This is a genomic window from Mesorhizobium sp. M1A.F.Ca.IN.020.06.1.1 (genome assembly GCF_004023265.1).
GTDB lineage: Bacteria > Pseudomonadota > Alphaproteobacteria > Rhizobiales > Rhizobiaceae > Mesorhizobium.
On sequence record NZ_RZSR01000265.1, the window covers coordinates 1 to 6,443 of the forward strand.

Here is a 6,443-nt window from a genome sequence, read left to right on the forward strand (position 1 = left end):
CTTGGGGACGATTGATTTCGACCAGCCCCACCTTCTCGACAGGGCGGCTCTCGACGACAACGAGGGAGTCTTTCGCGGAATTCATTTCGTGCTGCGGAATCTAACAGGGAAACTCAATTTCATACCCGAACTATGGTCAGCAGCCGCGAAGCCCGCAAGGACATTGTTTGCTGTGGCCGGTGCGATCGGGGCGGTCCGCAGGCCGGAGCCGGCTTCTCAGCGTCATGCTTTCGCTCGAGCTCCGATGTCCCTTAGCGATGCTCCAGCAAGATGCGCGTCACATGCTCGGCGATGGCCAGGCTCGAGGTCAGCCCGGGGCTTTCGATGCCAAATAGATTGACCAGGCCCGCGATGCCATGCGTCCCGGTATCCTGGATGACGAAATCGCTGTTGGCTTCGCCGGGACCCGAAAGCTTTGGCCTGATACCGCTATACGCCGGCTGCAGGCTGCCGTCGGCCAGTTCCGGCCAGTATTTGCGGATTTCAGCATAGAAGCGGGTGCCGCGTGCGGGGTCGACGCGGTAATCGAGCGCATCGGTCCATTCGACGTCAGGCCCAAAGCGCGCCGTGCCACCGAGGTCGAGCGTCAGATGGACGCCAAGCCCGCCGGGCTCCGGCACGGGATAGATGAGGTGCGAAAAGGGCGCTCGCGTCGCCACTGAAAAATAGTTGCCTTTGGCGTAGCGAAGCCCGGGCAGGAACCGGCGATCGAATCCTGTGATCGAGCCGGCAAGCGCGACAGCGCCGAGCCCCGCCGCGTTCACGAGCCGCGATGTGGCGATCTCGAAATCTTCGCCGCTTCCCGTGCTGGTTGTCTGGAGAACGATGCGGTCGGCTTCGATCCGGCCCGACACGATGCGGGTGTTGAGCGACAGCATCGCACCGCCGCCCTCGGCTTCGCCGAGCAGGGCGAGCATCAGTGCGTGGCTGTCGATGATGCCAGTCGAGGGCGAAAGCAGCGCAGCGGTGCAATGCAGCGCCGGCTCAAGCTTGTGAGCCTCGGCGGCGGAGAGGAAACGCAGGTCATCGACACCGCAGGCCGCGGCATTGGCTCGAATTTTGGCAAGCACCGGCTCCTGCGCATCATCGGTCGCGACGATCAGCTTGCCGCAACGCCGGTGCGGGATCGAGCGCTCGGCGCAGTAGCGATAGAGCATCTCGCGTCCGGCCACGCAGAGCCGCGCCTTGAGCGAGCCTTGCGGATAATAGATGCCGGCATGGATGACTTCCGAATTGCGCGAGCTCGTCTCGGTGCCGATGGCATCCGCCGCTTCGACGATCAGCGTGTCGAAACCTTGCGCGGCAAGGCCGCGCGCGATTGCGAGGCCGACCACGCCGGCACCGGCAATCACGCAGTCAACCCGTTCCATGCCCAGTCCATTCGGTTGCGCGAGCGGCGCCTCACAGCCCTTTCTCAAGGATCATTTGGCTGTTGTCCATTGCTGTCGGGCAATGATGTGCCCGCCGCCGCTTCCGAGACCGACCATGCGCCAGGTTCCCATGGCGCTATCGATCGTGACAGGGCGGCTCTTGCGGCTTGAACCCGCGATGATGCATCACAGCTCAGACACGAGGGCAAATTTCGGACTTCTCGACCAGCGAGATGGTCCTACACTCGCAGACAGGAGCCATCATGGACGCCAGACCGAATTCCCCTGAAGCCCGCGACATCCGCTACCACATGCACGCCTACACCAATGCCCGCAAGCATCAGGAAACGGGACCGCTGGTCATCGAAAAGGGCGACGGCGTCTATGTCGAGGACATTGCCGGCAACCGCTATATCGAGGCGATGGCCGGCCTGTGGAGCGTTGCCGTCGGCTTCTCGGAAAAGCGACTGGTCGAGGCGGCCACGCGGCAGATGTCGAAGCTGCCCTTCTACCACGATTTCGGCTCGAAGGCGCATTCGCCGCTGATCGATCTGGCCGAGAAGCTGGTGCAGATGGCACCGGTGCCGATGAGCAAGGCCTACTTCACCAATTCGGGCTCCGAGGCCAACGACACGGCGATCAAGATGATCTGGTACCGGTCGAACGCGCTCGGCCAGCCGACGCGCAAGAAGATCATCAGCCGCAAGCGCGGCTATCATGGCGTCACCATCGCGTCCGCAAGCCTGACCGGGCTGCCGAACAATCATCTGTCCTTCGACCTGCCGATCGCCAATATCCTGCACACCTCGACGCCGCACCACTGGCGCGATGCCGAGCCCGGCGAAAGCGAGGAGCAGTTTTCCAGCCGTCTGGCCGACGACCTGGAAAAGCTGATCCTCGCAGAGGGGCCGGAAACCATCGCCGCCTTTATCGGCGAGCCGATCATGGGCGCCGGCGGCGTGGTCGTTCCGCCCGCCGGCTATTGGGGAAAAATCCAGGCGGTGCTGTCGAAATACGACATTCTTTTAGTGGCCGACGAGGTCATCTGCGGCTTCGGCCGCACCGGCGAGATGTTCGGTTCGCAGACCTTCGGCATCAAGCCCGACATCATGGTGTTGTCCAAGCAGATCTCGTCGTCCTACCTGCCGATCTCGGCGCTGCTGATCAACGACAAGGTTTTCGAACCGATCGCCGACGAGAGCGATCGCATCGGCACCTTCGGCCACGGCTTCACCGGCGGCGGTCATCCTGTCGCCGCGGCCGTCGCGCTGGAAAACCTCAAGCTGATCGAGGAGCGCGACCTTGTCGGCAATGCGCGCACGGTCGGCGCGCATTTGCAGGCCAGGCTGCGCAAGCTCGGTTCCCATCCACTGGTGGGCGAGGTGCGTGGCGTCGGCCTGATCGCCGCCGTCGAGCTGGTCGCCGACAAGGCGAGCAAGGCGCCATGGGGCAAGCCTGCGGCTCTCGGTGCGCTGGTCAATGGGTTCATGCAGCACAACGGCGTGATCTCGCGCAACATGGGCGATGCGATCGCTTTCTGTCCGCCGCTGATCATTACCGAGGCTCAGGTCGACGCTTTGGTCGACGCCTTCGAACGGTCGCTCGAGGCCGCGCTGCCGCAGGTGCGGCCACGGGACTGACCCATCGATCACTATGGCAGCGCCCGTGTCGGCTCGGTCAGATCGGCATTTCCGAACTGACCTGCTTGCGAGGCATGGTTATTCGGGCTTGTCGTCCGGATGACCGAGTTCGCAGAACCAGCCACCGAGATATTTCACCGACGGCCTCCTTGGGTCGGGAATTGGCGTCTTCGCCTCGACGGCGGCCCGGAACGGCTCGGCGCTGTCCTGCGGGATAAATCCGAGATGATCGGCGCCGCTGTTGTCGACCATCTTCAGCTTGTTGTTGGATAGGCCGAACGAGATGGTGTGGCCGACGCGCGGCGCTGTCAGCGATGCCTCGACCAGGCGCACGCAGTCGGCGAAGGAAAGATACGACCACAGCATGCGCCGGTCGGCCGGCTCGGGGAACGACGAGAAGATGCGCAGGCACACCGTCTCGATGCCGAACTTGTCCCAATAAAGCCGGCTGAGGCTTTCGACGAAATTTTTCGACACGCCATAAAGACTGTCCGGGCGCACCGGCGCGTCGACGCCGATATGCGCCTCGATTTCGTGATAGCCGATGGCATGTACCGAGGAGGCGTAGACGACGCGCTTCACGCCGTGTTTCCGGGCGCCTTCATAGATGTGGTAGGAGCCGCGAATGCTGGAATCGAGGATGGTCTGCCACTCGCATTCGAGCGGCGCGCCGCCGAAATGCACGATCGCATCGCAGTCCTTGGTGGCCGCGATGGTCGCCTCCATGTCGGCAAGATCGAAGACGGCTTCTTCTTCATGAGGCGCAAGATCGCTGAACGGCCCGCGGCCCGCCAGGCGGATCTTGCTTGCCAGCGGCACCAGTCCCTTGCGCAATTGCGAGCCGAGCCGGCCAGCGGCGCCGGTGATCAATATACGTTCGTAGTGCGGCATCGTTTACTCCACTTGCGCGACGGCGGCATTGATCCGCGAGATCGCCTCGGCCAGCACCCCTTCGCCGGTCGCCGTCGAGATGCGGAAATAGGGTGACAGTCCATAGGCGACACCCGGCACCGACGCCACGCGTCCTTCGTTGAGAAGATAGTTGGCCACGGCCGCGTCATCCTCCAGGACGAGGCCCTTGGGCGTCTTGCGGCCGATCAGGCTGGCGCAGCCGATATAGGCGTAGAAGGCGCCCTCCGGCGGCGACAACGTCAGTCCGTTTATCTTCCTGATGCCGTCCACTACCAGGTTGCGGCGCGCCTCGAAGGCCTGCCGGAAGCGCGCGACTTCATCCTGCGGCCCGTTGAGGGCGGCGACGGTCGCGGCTTGTGCGATCGAGCACACCGAGGTGCAGGACTGGCTCTGGATCGTCGACATCGCCTTGATGAGTGGCGCGGGGCCGGCTGCGTAGCCGACGCGCCAGCCGGTCATGGCGTAGGACTTCGAGACGCCGTTGACGATCAGGGTGCGGTCCTTGAGCTCGGGGCAGGCCTTGCCGAAGGAGACGAATTCGCGTCCGTCGAAGAGGATGTGCTCGTAGATCTCGTCGGAAAGGACCAGCACCTGCGGGTGTTTTGCCAGGACCGCGCCCAGCGCCTTGAGATCGGACGCGGAATAGACCGCGCCAGACGGGTTGCCGGGCATGTTGAGGAAAAGCCACTTTGTCCTTGACGTGATTGCCTTTTCCAGCAGCGCCGGCGTCAGCCGGAAACGTGTGGTCTCCGGGCATTCGACGACGACGGGCGTGCCGCCGAGCAGCTTCACCATTTCGGGATAGGAGACGAAATAGGGCGCCGGCAGGATCGCCTCGTCGCCTGGCTCCAGCGTCGCCATCAGGGCGTTGAAGATGATCTGCTTAGCGCCGTTGGCGACGACGATGTCGTCGGCCGTGTAGTCCAGCCCGTTCTCACGGCGGAACTTGCCGGCCACGGCTTCGCGCACTTCGATGGTGCCAGCGGCAGCGGTGTAGAGCGTCTGTCCTGCTTTCGCCGCGAAATGGGCGGCATCGATGATGTGAAGCGGGGTCGGGAAATCGGGTTCGCCCAACCCGAGGTCGATCACGTCCACACCCTTGGCGCGCAGCGCCTTGGCGGCCTGCGAAGCCGCCATGGAAGCCGAAGGCTTCACCGCCGAGAGGCGCGAGGCAACGTAACTCATTGGTCGTTCTCCCAGATGTAACCCTTGGATCGGTCGTTGACCCGCGCGGCGGCACTGCGCTTGGCCGGATCGCCATAGCCGCCGCCGCCCGGCAGTTCGAGGATCAGCCGCCGCCCGGCGGGGACGTGCTGCCAGCCCTTGGGGCGCATCTTTGTGCCGTCGTCGAGCTTGACCACGCCGGCGACGCCGGGCTCGCCGCCATTGCGCCCGCGCGGGGGATGGTTCACTCGGTCGAACATGGCGGAGAAGTCGAACTCGTGGCCGTCGGTCGCGGCGATCTCGATGATCTGACCCAGGCCGCCGCGGAACTCGCCGTCGCCGCCGGAATTCGGCCGCAGCTCTTTGCGCCAGATCACGATCGGACCGGTATGCTCCGTCGCCTCGATCGGCATCGTATGGACACCGGACGGGAAGGCCGTCGCCGACAGCCCATCGAGCTCAGGCCGCGCGCCCATGCCGCCGGAGTTGAACATCAGCACTTCGGCGCGGCGGCCGGACGCGCCGGCGACGGGCCGCGCCGAAATGTGGATGTTCCACAGCGCGCCGGCGCCTTCGGCGAGGATCTTTCCGGGCAACGCCTTGGAGAACGCGCCAAGTACCAGATCGGGCACCATGTGGCCGAAGATGTGCCTCAACGCCACCGGGGCCGGCCGCACGGCATTCAGGATGTTGACCGGCGACGACACGGTGAAGAAGGCGAGCGAGGCGGCATTGTTCGGGATGTCGGGCGCCACCATGCATTTCAGCGCATAGCAGGCATAGGCCTTGCTGTAGATGATCGGGCAGTTGATGCCCCAGCGGCTCATCGGGTCGGTGCCGGTGAAGTCGACCTCGACATGGTCCTCGCGGACCGACACCGTGGCCGCGAGTTTCACCGGCTCGTCGTAGCCGTCGGTCACCAGCTCGTTCGACCAGCTTCCCTTGGGCAGCGCCTCGATGCGTTCCAGCATGGCGTCGCGGGTGCGCGAGAAGATGAAATTGCCTAACCCATCCAGCGAGGTCAGGCCGATCTCCTTCATCATGTCGACGAGGCGCCGGTGCCCGACCTCGTTGCAGGCAGCGAGCGAATAGAAATCGCCGACCACCTGGTTGGGCTCGCGGACATTGGCGCGCAGGATCCTGACCAGATCGAGATTGACCTTGCCCTTTTCCGCGAACTTCATGATCGGGATCTGGATGCCTTCCTCGTAGACCGACTTGCCGTCGGCGCCGAAGCCGCGCCCGCCGACATCGACGACATGTGCCGTGCAGGCGAAGAAGGCGACGAGCTCGCCGTTGAGGAAGGACGGGGACACCATGGTGATGTCGTGCAGGTGGCCGGTGCCCTGCCAGGGAT

The 6,443-nt window shown here is 64.3% G+C and carries 5 protein-coding genes; 1 reads left to right on the forward strand and 4 read right to left on the reverse strand.

Going from position 1 to position 6,443, the window contains the following annotated elements; genetic code table 11:
• Nucleotides 1-251: 251 nt before the first annotated feature.
• Nucleotides 252-1,370 carry an NAD(P)/FAD-dependent oxidoreductase gene (locus tag EOA60_RS13975; RefSeq protein WP_095825004.1) on the reverse strand — a complete coding sequence of 373 codons (1,119 nt, stop codon included), beginning with the start codon at nucleotides 1,368-1,370 and terminating at the stop codon, nucleotides 252-254.
• A 263-nt stretch (nucleotides 1,371-1,633) separates the two neighbouring features.
• On the opposite strand from EOA60_RS13975, the gene EOA60_RS13980 reads away from it, so the two are divergent.
• The gene (locus EOA60_RS13980; protein WP_095802338.1) at nucleotides 1,634-3,010 is read left to right on the forward strand and encodes an aspartate aminotransferase family protein; all 1,377 of its coding nucleotides are present in this window, start codon (nucleotides 1,634-1,636) and stop codon (nucleotides 3,008-3,010) included.
• Between the two features lie 78 nt (nucleotides 3,011-3,088).
• On the opposite strand, the gene EOA60_RS13985 is transcribed toward EOA60_RS13980, so the two are convergent.
• The 3 genes from EOA60_RS13985 to EOA60_RS13995 all read right to left on the reverse strand — a co-directional run.
• The gene (locus EOA60_RS13985; RefSeq protein WP_095802273.1) at nucleotides 3,089-3,901 is read right to left on the reverse strand and encodes an NAD(P)-dependent oxidoreductase; all 813 of its coding nucleotides are present in this window, start codon (nucleotides 3,899-3,901) and stop codon (nucleotides 3,089-3,091) included.
• Nucleotides 3,902-3,904: 3 nt separating this feature from the next.
• Nucleotides 3,905-5,107 (reverse strand): pyridoxal phosphate-dependent aminotransferase, encoded by a 1,203-nt coding sequence (locus tag EOA60_RS13990; protein ID WP_095825003.1) that lies wholly within the window; start codon nucleotides 5,105-5,107, stop codon nucleotides 3,905-3,907.
• The coding region (locus EOA60_RS13995) for a hydantoinase B/oxoprolinase family protein (RefSeq protein WP_164899303.1) at nucleotides 5,104-6,443 on the reverse strand (1,340 nt) is incomplete at its 5' end. The genes EOA60_RS13995 and EOA60_RS13990, both read right to left, overlap by 4 nt.

Bases quoted from the DNA above. Each gene is read 5' to 3' on its own strand.
- EOA60_RS13990 (WP_095825003.1), bottom strand. From the start codon at position 5,107: ATGAGTTACGTTGCCTCGCGCCTCTCGGCGGTGAAGCCTTCGGCTTCC.
- EOA60_RS13985 (WP_095802273.1), bottom strand. From the start codon at position 3,901: ATGCCGCACTACGAACGTATATTGATCACCGGCGCCGCTGGCCGGCTC.
- EOA60_RS13975 (WP_095825004.1), bottom strand. From the start codon at position 1,370: ATGGAACGGGTTGACTGCGTGATTGCCGGTGCCGGCGTGGTCGGCCTC.
- EOA60_RS13980 (WP_095802338.1), top strand. From the start codon at position 1,634: ATGGACGCCAGACCGAATTCCCCTGAAGCCCGCGACATCCGCTACCAC.